General features: G+C 40.8%; 13 protein-coding genes. 11 read left to right on the top strand and 2 right to left on the bottom strand.

Annotation, left to right across the window (positions count from 1 at the left end; all coding sequences use genetic code 11):
- The first annotated feature begins 6 nt into the window (after positions 1 to 6).
- The 5 genes from hscA to NE535_RS01165 all read left to right on the top strand — a co-directional run bounded on the left by hscA (position 7) and on the right by NE535_RS01165 (position 10,103).
- Positions 7 to 1,866 carry a Fe-S protein assembly chaperone HscA gene (gene hscA / locus NE535_RS01185; RefSeq protein ID WP_261296862.1) on the top strand — a complete coding sequence of 620 codons (1,860 nt, stop codon included), beginning with the start codon at positions 7 to 9 and terminating at the stop codon, positions 1,864 to 1,866.
- An 8-nt stretch (positions 1,867 to 1,874) separates the two neighbouring features.
- Positions 1,875 to 2,210: an ISC system 2Fe-2S type ferredoxin gene (fdx, locus tag NE535_RS01180; RefSeq protein ID WP_188843112.1), complete on the top strand. Its 336-nt coding sequence runs from the start codon at positions 1,875 to 1,877 to the stop codon at positions 2,208 to 2,210.
- Between the two features lie 545 nt (positions 2,211 to 2,755).
- The gene (gene ndk, locus NE535_RS01175; RefSeq protein WP_188843114.1) at positions 2,756 to 3,187 is read left to right on the top strand and encodes a nucleoside-diphosphate kinase; all 432 of its coding nucleotides are present in this window, start codon (positions 2,756 to 2,758) and stop codon (positions 3,185 to 3,187) included.
- Between the two features lie 1,152 nt (positions 3,188 to 4,339).
- The gene (locus NE535_RS01170; protein ID WP_261296861.1) at positions 4,340 to 7,096 is read left to right on the top strand and encodes a TonB-dependent receptor; all 2,757 of its coding nucleotides are present in this window, start codon (positions 4,340 to 4,342) and stop codon (positions 7,094 to 7,096) included.
- 364 nt (positions 7,097 to 7,460) lie between these two features.
- Entirely contained in the window at positions 7,461 to 10,103 is a 2,643-nt protein-coding gene (locus NE535_RS01165) for a TonB-dependent receptor (protein WP_261296860.1), read from the top strand.
- A 103-nt stretch (positions 10,104 to 10,206) separates the two neighbouring features.
- On the opposite strand, the gene NE535_RS01160 is transcribed toward NE535_RS01165, so the two are convergent.
- Together NE535_RS01160 and NE535_RS01155 are read right to left on the bottom strand one after the other, a co-directional pair.
- Positions 10,207 to 10,575 carry a TraR/DksA C4-type zinc finger protein gene (locus tag NE535_RS01160; RefSeq protein ID WP_261296859.1) on the bottom strand — a complete coding sequence of 123 codons (369 nt, stop codon included), beginning with the start codon at positions 10,573 to 10,575 and terminating at the stop codon, positions 10,207 to 10,209.
- 190 nt (positions 10,576 to 10,765) lie between these two features.
- Positions 10,766 to 11,710, bottom strand: a complete 945-nt coding sequence (locus NE535_RS01155) for a tRNA-dihydrouridine synthase (protein WP_261296858.1) — start codon at positions 11,708 to 11,710, stop codon at positions 10,766 to 10,768.
- Positions 11,711 to 11,998: 288 nt separating this feature from the next.
- On the opposite strand from NE535_RS01155, the gene NE535_RS01150 reads away from it, so the two are divergent.
- From NE535_RS01150 to dnaX, 6 genes are all read left to right on the top strand, one after another.
- Positions 11,999 to 12,430: an HvfA family oxazolone/thioamide-modified RiPP metallophore gene (locus NE535_RS01150; protein ID WP_261296857.1), complete on the top strand. Its 432-nt coding sequence runs from the start codon at positions 11,999 to 12,001 to the stop codon at positions 12,428 to 12,430.
- Positions 12,431 to 12,634: 204 nt separating this feature from the next.
- A complete protein-coding gene (locus NE535_RS01145; RefSeq protein WP_261296856.1) occupies positions 12,635 to 13,492 on the top strand; it encodes an HvfB family MNIO-type RiPP peptide maturase in 858 nt (285 codons plus the stop codon).
- On the top strand, positions 13,492 to 14,244 hold the full coding sequence (locus tag NE535_RS01140) for an HvfC family RiPP maturation protein (RefSeq protein ID WP_261296855.1): 753 nt from the start codon (positions 13,492 to 13,494) through the stop codon (positions 14,242 to 14,244). The genes NE535_RS01145 and NE535_RS01140 overlap by 1 nt, the downstream gene beginning before the upstream one ends.
- A gap of 369 nt (positions 14,245 to 14,613) precedes the next feature.
- Positions 14,614 to 14,982: a YbaN family protein gene (locus NE535_RS01135; protein WP_261296854.1), complete on the top strand. Its 369-nt coding sequence runs from the start codon at positions 14,614 to 14,616 to the stop codon at positions 14,980 to 14,982.
- Between the two features lie 108 nt (positions 14,983 to 15,090).
- Positions 15,091 to 15,639, top strand: a complete 549-nt coding sequence (gene apt / locus NE535_RS01130; protein ID WP_261296853.1) for an adenine phosphoribosyltransferase — start codon at positions 15,091 to 15,093, stop codon at positions 15,637 to 15,639.
- A gap of 137 nt (positions 15,640 to 15,776) precedes the next feature.
- The gene (gene dnaX / locus NE535_RS01125) at positions 15,777 to 18,662 is read left to right on the top strand and encodes a DNA polymerase III subunit gamma/tau (RefSeq protein ID WP_261296852.1); all 2,886 of its coding nucleotides are present in this window, start codon (positions 15,777 to 15,779) and stop codon (positions 18,660 to 18,662) included.
- Positions 18,663 to 18,673: the final 11 nt, after the last annotated feature.

Genomic DNA, 18,673 nt, shown 5'->3' with positions numbered 1-18,673 from the left:
AACACTATGGCACTGTTGCAAATTGCAGAACCTGGCCAAAGCGCCGCACCTCATCAGCACCGTTTAGCGGTGGGTATTGATTTAGGGACCACAAATTCACTTGTCGCAGCGGTAAGAAGTGGCCAGGCAACAACATTAGCGGATGAGAATGGTCAACACTCTCTACCTTCAGTGGTGCACTATGCCAAAGAATCGATTTTTGTGGGTGACAGTGCTCAAGCTCAATCTGCAACTGACCCGAAAAATACCATCGTATCGGTAAAGCGATTCATGGGCCGCAGTTTAAGCGATATTCAAGCCCGCGATACTCAGTTAGCCTACCAATTGGAGGCAAGCGAAAATGGTTTACCCGTTTTTGTGACCCAGCAAGGCAAAGTTAACCCTGTTCAAGTTTCTGCCGAAATTTTAAAACCTCTGGTGGCTCGTGCAGAAAAAACCTTAGGTGGTGAGTTACAGGGAGTGGTGATTACCGTTCCTGCCTATTTTGACGATGCACAACGTCAAGGGACCAAAGATGCTGCAGAGTTGTTAGGTGTCAAAGTATTGCGTTTGCTTAACGAGCCAACCGCTGCCGCAATCGCCTATGGACTTGATACCAAACAAGAAGGCGTAATCGCTATCTATGATTTAGGTGGCGGCACATTTGATATTTCGGTACTGCGACTCAATCGTGGTGTATTTGAAGTACTGGCTACGGGCGGCGATTCAGCTTTAGGTGGCGATGATTTTGACCAGTTATTAGTGGACCATTTTAAGCAAGCTTGGCAATTAACCAATCTATCAGCACAAGAAGCGCGTAGATTACAAATTGAAGCGCGTCGCGTAAAAGAATTACTGACCAGTCACAGCGCTGTTACTGCCAGCTTAGATTATCAAGGCAAGCTGCTTAGTTGCGATGTGACAAAGCCTGATTTTGATTCACTCATTTCAGCTTTAGTGAAAAAAACTATCAGCAGTTGTCGTCGTACATTACGTGATGCGGGTGTGACTATCGATGAAGTCATTGAAACTGTCATGGTAGGTGGTTCAACGCGTGTACCTATGGTACGAGAGCAAGTTGAAGCCTTCTTTAAAAAGGCCCCATTAACGTCAATTGACCCAGATCGTGTCGTCGCCATTGGCGCAGCAATTCAAGCTGATATTCTGGTGGGGAATAAACCTGAGTCTGATTTGTTATTATTGGATGTTATCCCGTTATCATTAGGGATTGAGACCATGGGTGGCTTAGTAGAGAAAGTGGTTACCCGCAACACCACTATTCCGGTAGCACGAGCACAAGAATTTACCACCTTTAAAGACGGTCAAACTGCGATGGCTTTCCATGTTGTCCAAGGTGAGCGTGAATTAGTTGATGATTGTCGTTCTCTCGCCCGTTTTACCCTGCAGGGGATCCCGGCATTAGCCGCCGGTGCTGCGCACATTCGAGTGACATTTCAAGTGGATGCGGATGGTTTGCTGAGCGTGACCGCCATGGAAAAGTCAACCGAGGTGCAAACCAGTATTCAAGTTAAGCCATCTTTCGGCTTGTCAGATACTGAAATTGCGACCATGTTAAAAGACTCAATGAAGCATGCAAAAGAAGATATCACTCGCCGAATGCTAGCGGAACAGAAAGTTGAAGCTGCAAGAGTGATTGAATCTTTAACCGCGGCTTTACAAAAAGATAGCGGATTACTTGCAGCAAATGAACATGCTCAGTTACAAACGGCTATTGCAAAATTAGCCGCAACCGCCGAGAAAGATGATGTTGATGCAATTGAAAAAGCGATCAACGATTTAGATGCCCAAACCCAAGATTTTGCGGCAAGACGTATGGATAACTCAATTAAGGCGGCATTAAAGGGCCGTTCTGTTGACAATATATAGGTGACAACATGCCACAGTTAGTATTTTTACCCCACGCTGAATTATGTCCTGATGGGGCGGTGCTGGAAGCTGAAGTTGGTGAGACCATTTTGAATGTTGCTTTACGTAACGGCATTCATATTGAGCATGCTTGTGAAAAGTCTTGTGCATGTACAACATGTCATGTTGTGGTACGCGAAGGCTTTAATCAGCTTGAAGAAAGCGATGAGCTTGAAGACGATATGCTAGATAAAGCTTGGGGGCTTGAGCCTGAAAGTCGTTTATCTTGTCAGGCCAAAGTGGTCGATTGTGACATGGTGATTGATATTCCTAAATACACTATCAATATGGTCAGTGAAGGCTAAACCCTCTCGTTATCATTCAGATGTTTTAAAGCAGGACATTTGTCCTGCTTTTTTATTTCCAGTCCTAAATTGACTTGTCATCACTGTGATCCCACTCTTTTTGATGACTTGTTAATGCCGTTTTTTGTCCAACTAATCAGATGCTGGTTTTATTCGTTATGGTTAATATTATGCGCTGTGAACGCTTCATTTTTGAACTTAGTTGACACATAACCTTATTATGTAAGCGATAGCGGTTTGCCAGCTAGACAAAACTTATTAACCTGAACTCTGGATAAGAGATTAGCTAAATATCTGAAATTAAATAACATATATCTAATCCATGTATTCTAGAGAGATATTTTTTCTTAGAACAAGGCAAATTTGTGCGTCAATAGCTGGCCTATTGCAAACAAATTAAACACAGTTATCAGTAAAAATAGCCTCTAGAAAGCAAGTTGTTATCTAGAGTTCAGGTTTATTACGTATAAGGCTATGCTTATGCGGTTAAATTACGTATAATCCGCGCGAATTTTATAAACTTGCTCACATTAAGGAAGCACGTTATGGCGATCGAACGCACTTTTTCTATTATCAAGCCTGATGCAGTTGCAAAAAACCACATTGGTGCTATCTACAACCGTTTTGAATCTGCTGGTCTTAAGATCATCGCTTCTAAAATGGTTCACCTAACTAAAGAACAAGCTGAAGGCTTCTATGCTGAACACAGCGCTCGTCCTTTCTTTGGTGCTTTAGTTTCTTTCATGACATCTGGTCCAATCATGGTTCAATGTTTAGAAGGCGAAAATGCAGTTTTAGCTAACCGCGAAATCATGGGTGCAACTAACCCAGCTGATGCAGCTCGTGGCACTTTACGTGCAGACTACGCAGCAAGCATTGATGAAAATGCTGTTCACGGTTCAGACGCTTTAGCTTCTGCAGAACGTGAAATTGCTTACTTCTTTAGCGCAGATGAAGTGTGCCCACGCACTCGTTAATCTTTGCTCTAATGAATAAAAGGCGCTTAGGCGCCTTTTTTATTGCGCAAAATTAAACCTCATTTTTTCGTTGTTTATCATTTTCAAGTCTCTAATCTACAATCTCAAGCGCTATGGTTTCAAACCTTTACTCAAAATCCTATTCACTAAATATCTTGAATTTAACGCTCAAGGTTTACTTTTTTCGATGCTAAAACCCTGATACCGCTGTGTAAACATATGCCGGAGTGAATGTTAAGTTACTGCGGGAATGATTAAACATTGTATTTAACCTCCTGGGTATGCTGTGAAACCTCGTTTTTGGGTCATCGCGCTAGCTCCTTTAAGATTTGTCTTATTGAAAAGGTCAGGCATAAAACATTGCGGCGGGTACAAAGATGAATAGACTTGCTGGGGGGGATTTTATAAACACAAATCCATTCGAGCGCAAACTAGCAATTGTTGTTTTGTTTACCAAACAGTTCTGTCCATGCTTGATAGGTTTTGCTTACTAATCTAGTGTTTTATCGATGTGTGTTGATATGCAGAAGAGTCCCTCCTTTATCCAAATTGCTTTGTTGTCTCAGTTATGATGTAAATATATGTGAAAGCGAATGGAATAGTCGGCTAACTAATGGTGTCGGTGATTTACTGAAGTAATTGTTTATTCTTTGGCTTATTTTATCAAAATGAACGCTAAGTACTGAATAAATTTTGTGTTGATAGAAAAGAATAACATGAACCAATTATCGCCATTCATAATTTATATTTAAGTTACAAAATGAAACTTTTGAAAATTATTTCATTAAATTTGGTTGTTTTGTGAGCGAACGATTTGTATTGACTGTGATATATATGTATTGAGAATGTAACGGTGTAATAATATATGGATTTAGTTGTTTTTTATTTGTTATTAATTTGGTATTTAAGTGTTGTAATTTGTTTTTTGGATATAGTTTTGTTTTAGTTAAAATGTAATAAAATCATGGTGTTGATATTTCTTCTGTTGATGCGCTGAAAACTAATGAGTGTATTGTTTATTAAATGTTGCCTTTGTTGACTAATCGTTTTTTATTCATTAATAATGCCCCCCGTATTTAGCATATGGCTAATTACATTATAAGAAATATAACAACTTGATGTTTTTAAAACTAAGTTGCAGGGAGTTTTATTATGAGTTCAGTTTCATTAACTGCGAAAGCAATTCGTAGCAGTTTATTAACAGTTGCAGCGACAAGTGTTGCATCTATCAGTCTATTTTCGGCTTCTGCTGTTGCAGCGGAAGAGCAAGTTCAAAAAGTTGAGCGTATTGCGGTTACCGGTTCACGTATTAAACGTACCGATATGGAAACAGCAAGCCCTGTAAGTGTTATTGATGCTTCTTCAATTATCGCATCTGGCGCAACTTCAATTGATGATGTTTTACAAAAAATGACATCTTCAGGCGGCGCAATGACTAACGCTGCAGTTAACAACGGTTCAGGCGGTAACGCTACAATGAACTTACGTGGCTTGGGTTCAAACCGTACTTTAGTATTGGTTAACGGTCGTCGTATGATCGCATCAGGAACCGGCGCTGCTTCAACTGTTGACTTAAACACCATTCCTGTTTCAATGATCCAGCGTGTTGAAGTACTAAAAGACGGCGCTTCAGCCGTTTATGGAACAGATGCTATCGCTGGTGTTGTTAACATTATTCTAAAGCGTGATTTTGACGGTTTAGAAATAAACGCGCAAACTGGTATTTCTGGTCAAGGTGATGCTGATGAAACAAGCATTGACTTTACTTTAGGTAACACGTTCGACAAAGGTAACGTGGTTATCAATGCTCAGTACACTAAGCGTGGCGAAGCTAGCCAAGCTGACCGTGGTTTCTCTGAGTGTCCAATTGCAGAGAAAGGTGCTGCTGGCGCAAAAACACTTTATTGTGGTGGTAGCTCATATTCACAAGGTGGTCATATTTGGGGTGATAACAATTTTGGTATCACAGCAACAGGCCCAGAAGGTGCTTATGCAATAGGTGACTCTGGCCATTATGGTTCTTATGTTGATGATGGTAAAGGTAAGCCAAAATTTGCTTACTTCGACGACAACATGACCGAAGCTGATTTAAGCGGTCGCGGTGGTGTTTATCATGACTTTACTAACGAAGATAAATACAACTACGCCAAAGACAGTTTCTTATCTACCCCTATGGAGCGTTTAAACTTAAGCTTCGCAGGTACCTATGAACTGACTGATTCAACAATGTTCTTTACCGAGGCTATGTATACCAAGCGTTGGTCTGAACAACAAATGGCTCCGCAACCAATTTGGAGTAGCTCTCCATGGGCATATGACTCAACTTGGATGAATAAAGAGCTAATTGGTAAAGTTCAAGAAGGCGAAAAAGTCAGTTACGGTCGTCGTATGGTTGAGTCTGGATCTCGCGAGTTCAGTCAAACCGTAGATACAATTCGCATCGTTCTTGGTTTTGAGGGTGAGCTTGATAACGGTTGGACATGGGATGCTTCTTATAACAAAGGTAAGAACGATTCTGTTGATACCTTAGCCAATTTACATAACATCGGTTCTATTAACGACGCTGTAATTGCGAAAACATTTGATCCGTTTACTCAATCTTCTTGGGAAGGTGCGAGCATTGCACCATTCGTCTACACTGAATTAAACAGCGGTGGCAGTGAGTTAGATATTCTTGCTGGTACTTTATCTGGTGGTATCGTTGATTTACCAGCAGGTGAGTTAGGTTTTGCTACAGGCTATGAGCACCGTAAAGAGTCTGCCCACTACACGCCTGATTCGTTAACCGCTCAAGGTTTAGCAAATGATCCTCGTGTTGAACCAACTGCCGGTGAGTTCAGTGTTGATGAAGTATATGCTGAATTAGCCATTCCACTATTAGCGGATTTGCCTTTGGCACAACAAGTTGATCTGAGCGCGGCAATGCGTTACTTCAACTACAGCACGTTTGGTGAAGATACTACATGGAAACTTGGTTTAACTTGGCGTTTATATGACGATCTAATGGTTCGTGGTGGTCGCTCTACAGCCTTCCGTGCACCAACTGTTAGTGAGTTGTTTGGTGGTAAGTCTCCATCATTCAACCAAATTGTTCACCCAGCTACTGATCAATCACAAGCTGAAGTGACCGTTGGTGGTAACCAATTACTAACACCAGAAGAAGCAGATATCACCACTGTTGGTTTAGTGTATTCTCCAAGCTATGTTGAAGGTCTATCTTTCACTGTTGACTATTTCGATATCGGTATCACGAATACCATTACAGCTGTTGATGCAAACTATGTAGCTAATCAATGTTTAGACGCTGGCGGTAATGCTATTAACACTGGTACGTCACTATGCCAATCTTCAAACATCCAAATTGATGCAACAGGCCGCATCAAGTTTGACAATGGTTTACAGAACATTGGTGAAACCAATACTTCTGGTTTTGATATTAACGTAGCTTATGTGTTTGATGCATTGAACTTAAGCTGGAAAGCGGGCTTAGACTCATCAATTCTTTCTTCATATGAAGAATATGATCCAGATGGAAACGCAGTCAATTACCGTGGTTATATTACTGGTGGTGTGGGTGCTTATGCTAAATTCAAGTCTAACTTTAATTTAACAGCCTCAGCGGATGACTGGAGTGCGACATACGAAGCACGTTATATCGATGGTATGGATTCATTTGCTTGTAAAGCAGATACCACTAAGTGTTATGCACCATCTGTAGATAGCATTATCTATCATGACCTATCAGGTTCTTATGATGTGACAAGCACTGTTCGCATGTCAGCTGGTATCAATAACATTTTTGATGAAGAGCCTCCGTACTTCACAGGTAACAACGATTCAAATACCGATCCATACACTTATGACGTGTTAGGTCGTTACTTCTTCGTTCGTGCTAACGTTAAGTTCTAATTTTTAACACTCGGTGTTAACTCAGAAACCGGCCATTAGGCCGGTTTTTTTATGTAAAAAAGTCACCCCCGCTAAATTTAACTCTCAGTATTCATGTTTTTCAAAATGTATCAACTTAAGTGTGCTGTTGTTTGATGTGCAGTTACAACTGCGTTAGCTATCAAAGCCTCAGTACTGTTGGGCTTTTTCAAATAGCAATCAATCAGTCTGTATCAATATGTTTTTTATGCGTATTTATATTGTTTTTGTCGTTGAGAATGTTGCATTTATTTAACAGTATCGAGTCAATCGGTTAACTGGGAGTTAACTGTTAAAACAATAAAAAACATTACGTTATATAAATTAACGTCTAAGGGAGAAAATTATGAGTTCAGTATCATTAACGGCCAAAGCTATTCGTCGCGGTTTATTGGCAGCGGCTGCAACAACAGTCGCTACCTCAGGTTTTATATCTACATCTGCTATTGCTGCAGAAGAACAAGTTCAAAAAGTTGAGCGCATTGCGGTTACGGGTTCACGTATTAAGCGTACCGATATGGAAACTGCAAGCCCTGTAAGTGTTATCGACGCTTCTTCAATTATCGCATCTGGCGCAACTTCAATTGATGATGTTTTACAAAAAATGACCTCATCAGGTGGAGCAATGACTAACGCCGCGGTAAACAATGGTTCAGGCGGTAATGCTCGTGTTAACTTACGCGGTTTAGGTTCTAACCGTACTCTTGTTTTGGTTAACGGCCGTCGTATGATTGCATCGGGAACAGGTGCGGCATCAACGGTTGACTTAAATACGATTCCCGTTTCAATGATCCAACGTGTTGAAGTCCTAAAAGACGGCGCTTCAGCGGTTTATGGAACAGATGCTATCGCTGGTGTTGTTAACGTTATTCTTAAGCGCGATTTTGATGGTTTTGAGTTAAACGCACAAACCGGTATTTCTGGCCAGGGAGATGCTGATGAAACAAGCCTTGACTTCACTTTAGGTAACACATTCGACAAAGGTAACGTGGTTATCAATGCTCAATACACTAAACGTGGTGAAGCTAGTCAGGCTGATCGTGGGTTCTCCGAGTGTCCAATCGCTGAAAAAGGTGCAGCAGGCAGTAAAGAACTTTACTGCGCAGGTAGTTCTTATTCAGAAGGAGGCCATATTTGGGGCGAGAATGGTGCCAATTTAAGTGGTCGTGGTGGTGAATACCACGAGTTTACTGATGCAGACCGTTTTAACTATTCAAAAGACAGCTTCTTATCTACACCTATGGAGCGCTTAAACTTAAGCTTTGCGGGTACCTATGAGCTAACAGATTCAACAATGTTCTTTTCTGAGGCGATGTACACCAAGCGTTGGTCTGATCAACAAATGGCGCCACAGCCTATTTGGAATAGTGATCCTTGGATATACCAACCTAAAGCGGCTGGTGGTTGGATGACTGATGATTTATTACCTTGGATAGCAGCGGGTGAAGAAGTCAGTTATGGTCGTCGAATGGTTGAGTCTGGTTCACGAGATTTTAGCCAAACCGTTGACACCATCCGCATAGTGGTAGGTCTTGAAGGTGAGTTTGACAATGGCTGGACATGGGATGCTTCTTACAACAAAGGTAAGAATGACTCTGTTGATACCTTAGCCAATTTACATAATTTAGGATCAATTAACGATGCTGTATTGGAAGGTAAATTTGATCCATTCCTACAAGAGTCTTGGCAAGGCGACAGTATCGCGCCATTTATCTACACAGAACTTAACAGTGGTGGCAGTGAGTTAGATATTGTTGCGGCAACCTTATCTGGTGGGATTGTAGATTTACCTGCAGGTGAATTAGGTTTCGCTGCCGGTTATGAGCATCGTAAAGAGTCTGCTCATTACACTCCTGATTCACTTACATCTCAAGGGTTAGCTAATGACCCGCGTGTTGAACCAACAGCAGGTGAGTTCAGCGTTGATGAATTATATGCTGAATTAGCTATTCCATTATTAGCTGATTTACCATTGGCACAACAAGTCGATCTTAGCGCGGCAATGCGTTACTTCAACTACAGTACGTTTGGTGAAGATACTACATGGAAGCTAGGATTAACTTGGCGTTTATATGACGATTTAATGGTTCGTGGTGGTCGCTCTACAGCTTTCCGAGCTCCAACTGTTGGAGAGCTGTTTGGTGGTAAATCACCCTCATTTGATCAAGTTGTTCATCCCGCAACAGATCAGACTCAAGCTGAAGTGACTGTGGGTGGTAATCCTTTACTCACACCTGAAGAAGCGGATATCACTACTGTTGGTTTAGTTTACTCACCAAGCTATGTAGAGGGATTATCATTCACTGTAGATTATTATGATATTGCTATCACTAATACCATCACGGCTGTTGACTCTAATTATGTTGCTAATCAATGTTTAGGTGCTGATGGCTCATTAATTAATACTGGAACGGCATTGTGCCAAGCGTCTAATATCTCTATTGATAATACCGGTCGTATTAAGTTTGATAACGGTTTACAAAACATTGGTGCCACAAATACTTCAGGTTATGACATTAACGTAGCGTATGTTTTTGATGCATTAAACTTAAGTTGGAAAGCGGGTTTAGATACATCGATTCTTTCTTCATATGAAGAGTTCGATCCTGATGGTGTAGCTGTCGATTACCGTGGTTATATCACTGGTGGTGTGGGTGCTTATGCTAAATTTAAGTCTAACTTCAATTTAACAGCCTCAGCCGATGACTGGAGTGCGACATACGAAGCACGTTATATCGATGGTATGGATTCATTTGCTTGTAAAGCCGATACCACTAAGTGTTATGCACCATCTGTAGATAGCATTGTTTATCATGACTTGTCAGGCTCATATGATGTGACAAGTACTGTTAGAATGTCAGCTGGTATCAACAACATTTTTGATGAAGAGCCTCCTTACTATACAGGTAATAACGATTCAAATACCGATCCGTTTACGTATGATGTATTAGGTCGTTACTTCTTTGTTCGCGCAAACGTAAAGTTCTAATTTAGTTAATTTTCCACAGTAACTAAAAACCTCCGCTTGCGGAGGTTTTTTATTGGGTTGGCGACGAATACTAAATCTAACTCGACAAAAGGTAAGATGCGCTTTAATGATTTAAACGTAACTCATGACGATGTTCTTGCTGATAACGTGATGCGCAAACACTGCAGCGCTGCTCTGTTGGATCATCTTGTAAGCGTGAAGCTTCTATTTCGGATTCGCAATCAGAACATAGACCATACAGTCCAAGATCCAGTTGACAAATCGCAGCATCCAATCGCATTAAACGTTCGAACAAACAAGTGTCAGGCAATTTGATTTCACTCAAATAATCGATGAGGTTAGATAAGTCCATTTGTTGAATCGTATTGAGTTGTTGATTGTCGATATGATGCTGTAAAAGTTCAAGCTTGATTTTAGCTCTTAGCTCAGCTTCAATTTGAGACAATTGGGCTCGAATATCCTGATTTTTCACCACATACCTTTATTAGAGATGATCAATATAACTTGTTATTCTACGAGCTTAAAAAAAGTGAGTTATGATAAAGATCAATTCTCGGTGAGATTTTAGTCTTCAAATAGCTGATGTGGATTAATTTTTGTTAATCCACACATATAGCTACTGACAATGCTAAATAGGATTGCTAGGGGAGATAATTTTGCTGTTATTGAGCACTTTGCTGAGCATGATTAAGCACAGATACAATTTCATCCGCGGTTTTAAAAACTCTTAACTCGCGAAACAGTGCATCGGCTTCTGGATATTGCCTATTTAAATAAGTAAACCACTGCTTTATCCGGCCTGGCAAATAGTCAGACTTTTTATCATCAACCTGTTTTTGGGTGTAACTCAATAATAAATTTAAGGTTTCTTCCCAAGTATATGGTTTGTTACCGTGCTTAATACATGCGCCTAAGTTAGGTAATGAAATGGCCCCGCGACCAATCATAATGTTGTCACATCCGGTGACTTCCATACATCGCTTAGCATCAGCTTCGCTCCAAATTTCACCGTTGGCAATCACTGGAATAGGTAAACGCTTTTTGACTTCAGTGATGTATTCCCAATAGGCTGGCGGCTTGTAGCCATCAACTTTGCTGCGCGCATGAATCGCTATTTCTGTTGCTCCAGCTTCATAAATTGCCAGTGCATTTTCCATAAAGAGTGATTTATCTTCATAGCCTAAACGAATTTTGGCTGTAACGGGTTGATCTTCAGGCACAGCTTGACGCATTGCTTTAACGATCTTATGAATGTTGTCAGGGTACTGTAATAAAACTGCACCGCCTTTACTTCTGTTGACTATTTTAGCTGGGCAACCAAAATTAGCATCCACACCACGAGAACCCAATTCTACTGCCCTGAATGCATTTTCAGCCATCCAGTTAGGTTCTTGACCGAGTAATTGCACTCTCACGGGGGTGCCATTCGGGGTTAAGCCATCGTTGTGTAATTCAGGGCAGAGTTTGTAATAGACCTTTTCAGGCAGCAGTTGATCCACCACACGAACAAACTCGGTGACGACTAAATCAAACGGGTTAATAGTGGATAAAATATCACGCATCAAATCATCTACTACGCCTTCCATAGGCGCTAATACAAGTCGCACAGCATTCTCTCAGCTTGAATAAAGGGCGCTATTTTAACCTTAAACACACATGATGCCAGCGTTAGTTTTACTTCCAATAATTTAATAACTAAAAACGTATTGAAACCATCAAGATATACTCTATGATTAACTATCATGATTATTTCCTAGCACACTTGGAAATGATTAAAGTGAACCTAGTTAAAAAAATATTAAATTTTTTGAAATTTATATTTATTTTGCTGGGTCTATATGTGTAAGCCAGCAATGATGTTGGTCATCATTCAATTTTTTAAATGGAATCAAAATATGAACTCAGTTAAGCAAACTACCCTCGCAGTTGCATTAGGTGCAGTAGTAATGAGTGCTGGCATTGCAACAGAAGCACAAGCAAACCCATTTGGTTTTGAGCAATTAACCCAAGGTTACCAATTAGATGGTGGTGAAGGTAAATGTGGTGAGGGTAAATGTGGCGGCGACATGAAAAAGTCTGCAGAAAAAGCCAAAGAAGGTAAGTGTGGTGAAGGCAAATGCGGCGAAGGTAAGTGTGGCGGTGAAATGAAACAAGGCGCTGAAAAAGCCAAAGAAGGCAAATGCGGCGAAGGTAAGTGTGGTGGCGACATGAAACAAGGCGCAGAAAAAGCCAAAGAAGGTAAATGCGGCGAAGGTAAGTGTGGCGGCGACATGAAAAAAGGCGCTGAAAAAGCCAAAGAAGGTAAATGTGGCGGCGATATGAACTAAGCAACTGAGCAAGGCAAAAAAGCTTAAGCTAACTTGGATAAATCTCAAGAGGGTCAAAGCGGCGGTAAAAGATAATTTGCTTTTAATCTGTCTAATTGCTCTCAAAATAAGGCCTGTTTTCAGGCCTTATCTTATTTATAATCAATTGAAAATTAATATTTCTATTATTATCGATAAATCACTCGCTTGCTGTAAGGGTCTTTTATGTCCATCAAAGAAAAAACACCATCATCTGCAATGGTAGGGTTAGGGTTGCGACGAGAAATGCTAACTGAGTTTTGTCAGTTAACGCCGCCAGAGATCGAGTTTTTTGAAGTGGCTCCTGAAAATTGGATGACACTAGGTGGCAAATATGGACGTCAATTCAAACAGCTTACGGAACAACATCCTTTCTTTTGTCATGGCTTGTCTTTATCAATTGGCAGCTCAGCACCGCTAGATACTGACTTTGTACACAACATAAAGCAATTTTTAGACTTACACCAAATTGAGGTGTATTCAGAACATTTAAGTTATTGTTCCGGTACAGGGCATATGTACGATTTAATGCCAATTCCCTTTACTGACGAAGCTGTCATTCATACCGCAAAACGCATCAAACAAGTTGAAGATATTTTAGAGCGGCCGTTCATTTTAGAAAATGTGTCATTTTATGCTGCTCCAGGTGCCCAAATGACAGAGCAAGCTTTTGTGAATGCTGTACTGACAGAAGCTGACTGTAAACTGTTACTCGATGTTAATAATATTTATGTCAATTCTATTAATCATCAATATGATGCGCAGCAATTTTTGGCCTCTATGCCAACAGAGCGAATCGCCTATTTGCATATCGCAGGACATTACCAAGAAGATATCGATTTAATGGTTGATACCCATGGTGCAGATATCATTGATCCCGTCTGGTCGTTGTTGCAAAGCTGCTATGACATTCATGGGGTGCACCCAACACTGTTAGAACGCGATTTTAATATTCCTCCTACCGACATTTTATTGGGTGAAATTAATCAAATTCATACCTACCAGCAACATGCTAATGATGCTTTGAAAGTAAGGAAAGCCTAATGAAGTTTACTGATATTCAGCAGGGCTTTATGGATTACATCCGTGATCCAAGCCAACCCTTACCCAATGGTATTGAACCAAGACGAATGGTGATCTATCGAGAGTTATTTTTTAATAATGTTAATGGTTTTGTTTCAAGCGCTTTTCCTGTGCTTAAAAGCCTTTATGATGAACAGGCTTGGTTAACACTCGTGCAGCAGTTTTTTGCTGAACATAACTGCCACACGCCAATCTTTGTTGAAATAGCAGGGGAGTTTTTGGCATTTTTACAGCAATATGAAATGAAAGACTCTGATCCTAAGTTTTTACTGGAGCTAGCGCACTATGAATGGTTAGAGTTAGTGGTTGCCACAAAACAATTGAGCGATCAGCAACAAATATTAGAAGCCGATTTACTACTATCCAAACCATTGCAGCTGTCTGTTTGCGCCAAAGTAGCGCAGTATCAATATGATGTTCAACATATTAGTGTTGATTATCAACCGATTGAACCACCTTCACAGCCACAGTTTTTCTGTGTGTATCGAGATGTGGAAGAGGAAGTTTCATTCTTGCAATTAAATCCTCTCACTGCGCAAGTTTTAGCGTTAATTGAACAGCGTACTCAACTACAAACGAGTATCGGCTTTGACGAGATTATTCATGAGCTCATCGGGTTTTACCCGCATATGCACCCTGACACTATGATAAACGGCTGCGTTCAGATGCTTAAGCAAATGGTTGAAAAGGGCATAGTCGTGACTACGCGTTAATTGATAGCAAATAAGCCTTAAAATATTTATGGTTTTTATTCGTAATCAATCGCAGTAGAATGCGCGCGTTGTGATGAAGTTCACATTTTATTCGCGCGCACCGCGGCTTTATGTTAACTCGAACACAAGTTAAACAATACTCTGCATTTTTGCCCAAGGACATTCCATGAACGAGCCGTTTAAAGATCCATTCAATGCCTTTTACTTAATTGGTTTTATTCTTGTTTTACTTATCCCAACACTGCCAGCATCATTATCTTGGTTAAAATTTGTAGGCTTAATCTAAGCGTTAATCTAGGCTACAATAAGCTAGGTGTGACAAACCACTCATTAAAGAGTGGTTTTTTGTTTTGAGGATGACGAAGAATTATGGTCATAAAGCGTGGCTTGTATCTTATTGTTGGTTTGCTAAGTCTGTTACTTGGTGTGATTGGAATAGTGGTACCTTTATTACCGACAGTGCCATTTATTTTACTCGCGGCATTTTGTTTTGCCCGATCAAGTGAACGCCTACATACGTGGTTAATGACCCACCCTTGGTTTGCTGAAGCATTAAACAATTGGCAAACAAAACGTGCATTAAATAGAACTTTAAAACGTCGCGCAATGATAATGACCACACTCAGTTTTGCCATCAGTATTACCTTGGTGCCGTTAATCTGGGTCAAGTTAATGTTGTTGGGCATGTTATGTGGTCTGTTGATTTATTTGTGGCAGATCCCAGAGTTAACAGATTAATAGCGCAATGGTTGCATGCCATTCATAACAGGCTTAAGATCCTGTTAATTGTTAAACGAGTCCCCAAAGGGACTTTTTTATTGAAATCCCATTTAAAGAGTTTTCACTATGATGAATAAAGACAGTTTAGCGCTGATCAAGCAAAGCATTAAAACCATTCCGGACTATCCAAAAGCAGGCATTATGTTCCGTGATGTCACCAGCCTTTTAGAAAGTGCTGAAGCTTACAAAGCAACAATTGCTTTATTGGTCGCCCATTATCAATCAAAGGGTTTCACTAAAGTGGTTGGGACTGAAGCTCGTGGCTTCTTATTTGGCGCCCCGTTAGCACTTGAGCTCGGTATTGGTTTTGTTCCAGTACGTAAGCCAGGAAAATTACCTCGTGCCACCATAAGCCAAACCTATGAGCTTGAATATGGTAAAGATACATTAGAAATTCATATTGATGCCATTAATGCGGACGACAAAGTGTTAGTGATTGATGATTTACTTGCAACCGGCGGCACGATTGAAGCTACCGTAAAACTTATCCGCCAATTAGGGGGCGAAGTGGAACATGCCGCTTTTGTTATTTCATTGCCAGAAATTGGCGGAGAAACCAGATTAAAAGCCATGGGCATCGAAGTGTTAAGCCTGTGTGAATTTGAAGGCGAGTAAATCGATAATTTATCAACCCAGAATTGTTGATAAAGCCAGCTAATAGCTGCCAAACAATAGCCTGTAGCTGTTTTGCATGTTATTGTTTGGCGTAATTAGCGGGATAAATTCCCGAACAGTTTAGCTTGGGGAATTGCATGTCTTATCAGGTGTTAGCCCGCAAATGGCGCCCTGCCAAATTTGAGCAAATGGTCGGTCAAGCGCATGTGTTATTAGCGTTAACCAATGCATTAAGCCAACAACGTTTGCATCATGCCTATTTATTCACTGGTACTCGCGGTGTGGGTAAAACCAGTTTAGCGCGCTTGTTTGCTAAAGGATTAAATTGCGAGCAGGGCGTGACGGCCACGCCTTGTGGAGTTTGCTCAAGTTGTGAAGAAATTGCTCAAGGTCGATTTGTCGATTTAATTGAGGTCGATGCAGCATCGCGAACCAAAGTAGATGATACCCGTGAGTTATTGGATAACGTTCAATATCGTCCTTCACGTGGGCGCTATAAAGTGTATCTTATCGATGAAGTACACATGCTGTCTCGCAGTAGTTTTAATGCGTTATTAAAAACCTTAGAAGAACCGCCAGAGCACGTAAAGTTTCTGTTAGCAACAACTGATCCTCAAAAATTGCCCGTTACGGTATTATCTCGGTGTTTACAATTTAATTTAAAAAGCTTGTCGCAAGATGAAATTGCTAAGCAACTTGAATTTGTATTAACTCAAGAACAACTGCCATTTGAAAACCAAGCTTTGGCCTTGTTAGCTAAAGCCGCAAACGGCAGTATGCGTGATGCTTTAAGCTTGACCGATCAGGCGATAGCTTTTGGCTCTGGTCAAGTAATGCATCAGCAAGTGCAATCAATGCTTGGTAGTATTGATCAGCAACAGGTTATCGCACTGCTAAAAGCGCTTTGTGATGCCGATATTGAACCTTTGATGACCACGGTTGCCAAGGTGTTAGCTTTTGGCGCAGATGCACAGGAAGTGTTACGCAGCTTATTAGAATTACTGCATCAGATCACCTTAACTCAATTTGCCCCCGCTGCAGCGCAATCATCATTATACAGCGAGCAAATATTGGCTTTTGCTCAGCAAATATCTGCCGAACAAATTCAGCTTTATTATCAGATGCTATTAGCCGGACGAAAAGATTTGCCTTTTGCACCTGATCCTAAATCGGGTTTAGAAATGGCACTGTTAAGAGCAGTCGCTTTTGTGCCGGAAAAGCAAACTAAACGTTGGATTACCGATAACCCCGTTAATCTAGAGTTACCACCCTTAGGTGCAAAGTCTCAAGAGGTCATTGAGACTCGCCCAAAGTCTCCAACTAACGATGTTACTCACGATATAAGTGTTGATATAGCAGGGCATAAACACGCTGTGAGTAATGCATTTGACGCTGAGGTTGAACCAAAAAATTCTACATCGAGTGCTGTTAAATCTGAATCTGTATCTAAGCTAGCAAATGAGTCATCTTTAGCATTCACTGAGGTCAATTCTGCAGCAGATACTGATAGTGAAGCTGACAATACTGACGATTTTGTTGATATCGAGGATGATTCAGCGGAGTTAATTGCACAACAAGCAATGCTGCTTAACCAGGCTGAAAGTATGGGTTTTGCTGATCCAGTCAGGGCTCGGGCTGTCGATAGTGATAATACTGAGGTTAATAAACCAAATGAGGGTAATAAACCAAATGAGGGTAATAAACCAAATGAGGGTAATAAACCAAATGAGGGTAATAAACCAAATGAGGGTAATGATACACAGTCACTCACGCCTCAAGTCACCGCCCCTCAAGCTGACATAAATTTAGCTACAGCAGAAGACTCTTCATCTTTTTCCGCACAAGATGACGTCTACATTGGCGCTGATTATGCTCAATATGAGGAGGATAATCATACCGATTATGAAGATTATCTTGCTTATAATCAGCAGTCTGAAACCTCATTACAAGCAACATCGGCAGTAAAAGATGATTCATCACAGTTAAATCCAGAGCCCTTAACATCACAAGATTTAACTTCAACAATTGAGCCCGCTGATGAAGCTGAATTTGATCCATTAGATGATATTTTAGATTTGGTATTAGCAAGCCGGGATACATTATTAGCTGAGGTTAGTGCTCATAAAGCGCAGGATGAAGCTGATGCGTCAAATAAAAAGGCTGCCGATAAGCAGCAAGCTAAAATTAGCGCTTCGCAGGCCAAATTAGGCGGAGTGAATACGGTTGATGTTACATCGGATGAGAAAAGTCATACAGCTCAACCACCAAGGGTAAAAGATAGCGCGCAGCATTCAAGTTCGATAATCGAGCAAGATGTATCAACAGAAAAACAGTTTTCTGGTGCATATGACAGACCCCCTTGGGAAGCGCCATCTGCAGAAGAATTAGCATTAAATGCAGTTCAACAGGTAGCGACTGCTGAAATTGCCCCTGCGGAATTGGCTGTTGCGAGTCATATAGCTACTCCAACATTAATTAGTCATGAAGTGGAAGAGGCTGAAGCGACAGGGTTAATTGAGCAAGGTGATAACCAAGTTTATTCAAAAGCTAATATTACTGAGCTTAGTGCAATTGGCCACGAGATTACCGGGAATGAGGTTGATCTGCATTGGTATCAAATTATGGCGCAAGTCAAAGTCGGCGGACGAGTGCGTCAACTCGGAGTGAACTCTTTATGTCAGTCGGTGTCCAATCCCATAACATTAACGTTAAAACCGGATCAAAAACATTTATGTGCCGATATTGCTATTGAGCAACTGCAGGCTGGTTTGTCAGCCTTTTTGGAACAGGATATTCAGGTGATTGTCGACATAGGCCAAGATGCTAGTCGCGAAACCCCACTTGAGTTACGTAAACGCTTTCATAAAGAATTAGTACAACAGGCTAAACAGTCAATATTAGCGGATGAGCATGTGCAATGGATGATAAATGAACTTGCTGCACAATTAGATGATGACTCGGTTGTTTATCCACAAGAGCAGTTAACTAATGTGGCGCAGCTTATTCCTGCATTGTTGGATTAAATATTTATTCT

This window comes from Shewanella holmiensis (genome assembly GCF_025370255.1).
Classification (GTDB): domain Bacteria; phylum Pseudomonadota; class Gammaproteobacteria; order Enterobacterales; family Shewanellaceae; genus Shewanella; species Shewanella holmiensis.
Note: the sequence above shows the minus strand (reverse complement) of the source record. Positions and strands in the feature narration are given on the sequence as shown.

What these genes read in the sequence shown, in the direction of transcription:
- hscA (WP_261296862.1), top strand. Translation starts at nt 7, where the DNA reads ATGGCACTGTTGCAAATTGCAGAACCTGGCCAAAGCGCCGCACCTCAT.
- fdx (WP_188843112.1), top strand. Translation starts at nt 1,875, where the DNA reads ATGCCACAGTTAGTATTTTTACCCCACGCTGAATTATGTCCTGATGGG.
- ndk (WP_188843114.1), top strand. Translation starts at nt 2,756, where the DNA reads ATGGCGATCGAACGCACTTTTTCTATTATCAAGCCTGATGCAGTTGCA.
- NE535_RS01170 (WP_261296861.1), top strand. Translation starts at nt 4,340, where the DNA reads ATGAGTTCAGTTTCATTAACTGCGAAAGCAATTCGTAGCAGTTTATTA.
- NE535_RS01165 (WP_261296860.1), top strand. Translation starts at nt 7,461, where the DNA reads ATGAGTTCAGTATCATTAACGGCCAAAGCTATTCGTCGCGGTTTATTG.
- NE535_RS01150 (WP_261296857.1), top strand. Translation starts at nt 11,999, where the DNA reads ATGAACTCAGTTAAGCAAACTACCCTCGCAGTTGCATTAGGTGCAGTA.
- NE535_RS01145 (WP_261296856.1), top strand. Translation starts at nt 12,635, where the DNA reads ATGTCCATCAAAGAAAAAACACCATCATCTGCAATGGTAGGGTTAGGG.
- NE535_RS01140 (WP_261296855.1), top strand. Translation starts at nt 13,492, where the DNA reads ATGAAGTTTACTGATATTCAGCAGGGCTTTATGGATTACATCCGTGAT.
- NE535_RS01135 (WP_261296854.1), top strand. Translation starts at nt 14,614, where the DNA reads ATGGTCATAAAGCGTGGCTTGTATCTTATTGTTGGTTTGCTAAGTCTG.
- apt (WP_261296853.1), top strand. Translation starts at nt 15,091, where the DNA reads ATGATGAATAAAGACAGTTTAGCGCTGATCAAGCAAAGCATTAAAACC.
- dnaX (WP_261296852.1), top strand. Translation starts at nt 15,777, where the DNA reads ATGTCTTATCAGGTGTTAGCCCGCAAATGGCGCCCTGCCAAATTTGAG.